General features: G+C 52.7%; 1 protein-coding gene. It reads left to right on the top strand.

Going from position 1 to position 1,026, the window contains the following annotated elements; genetic code table 11:
• Positions 1-85 precede the first annotated feature (85 nt).
• Positions 86-1,026, top strand: a 941-nt coding sequence (locus tag ACUVJL_RS07715; protein WP_445245313.1) for a DUF4347 domain-containing protein, incomplete at its 3' end; no start/stop codon positions are given.

The raw sequence follows: 1,026 nt of genomic DNA, 5'->3' as shown, positions 1-1,026 counted from the left end.
TAAGGTATAAGTACCGTCTCTTAACTCAAATCGGGGTCACGACGCCAACTAACTCAAAAAATTATTCCAGGGGCACCAAAAGCAGATGAAAACTCTAGTTCAAATTAACCACAAAAAAGAATTTTCCCTAATTAATGGCATCAGCAACCAGCTAAGGGAAATAGTCATCCTTGACCCCACAATACCAGATAGCCAGCACATAGCCTCTGGCATCAAACCGGGCACTGCAACCTACATCCTCGAAAGCCAGCCGGATGCCTGCGAGCAAATCACCACAATCCTAGCTCAGCATACAGGCATCGAAGCACTACACATCATCTCACACGGCAGTTCCGGCAGCCTGTACTTAGGCACAACAGAACTAAACAGCAGCAACTGTGAAAACTACAGCCAACAATTGCAACAGTGGCGAAACAGTTTCACTGCCAACGCCAGAATCATCTTATATGGATGTAACATAGCAGCCGGGGACTCTGGCCACCAATTCCTCACTCAACTCCACCAACTCACCGGCGCCAACATCGCCGCCAACCCCGCTACTACAGGCAACAGCAAAAAAGGCGACACCTGGGACATCCCCCAACTCATCCCCCCATCCCCTCACAGGCCCAAACTTGCCCTCACAGAAACCACCCTCAAAACCTACAGCGGCGTGCTAGGCTTCGCCACCAAAGTAGACTTCCCTACTGGCACTAACCCCGGCTCCGTCAGCATCGGCGACATCAACGGCGACGGCAAACCTGACTTAGCTTTAGCGAACATCAACGGCAACACCGCCTCCATCCTGCTCAATACTACCGCCACCAACGCCACCACCCCCACTTTTGCCACCAAAGTTGACTTCCCTACTGGCACTCGGCCCGGCGCCGTCAGCATCGGCGACATCAACGGCGACACGAAACCTGACTTAGCTGTGACGAACTTCCGCAGCAACGATGTCTCCATCCTGCTCAATACTACCGCCACCAACGCCACCACCCCCACTTTTGCCACCAAAGTTGACTTCCCTACTGGCAGTAACCCCGA

It is taken from the genome of Microcoleus sp. OTE_8_concoct_300 (assembly GCF_031383065.1).
Classification (GTDB): domain Bacteria; phylum Cyanobacteriota; class Cyanobacteriia; order Cyanobacteriales; family Microcoleaceae; genus Microcoleus.
This window is presented reverse-complemented; position numbering and strand designations above follow the sequence as displayed.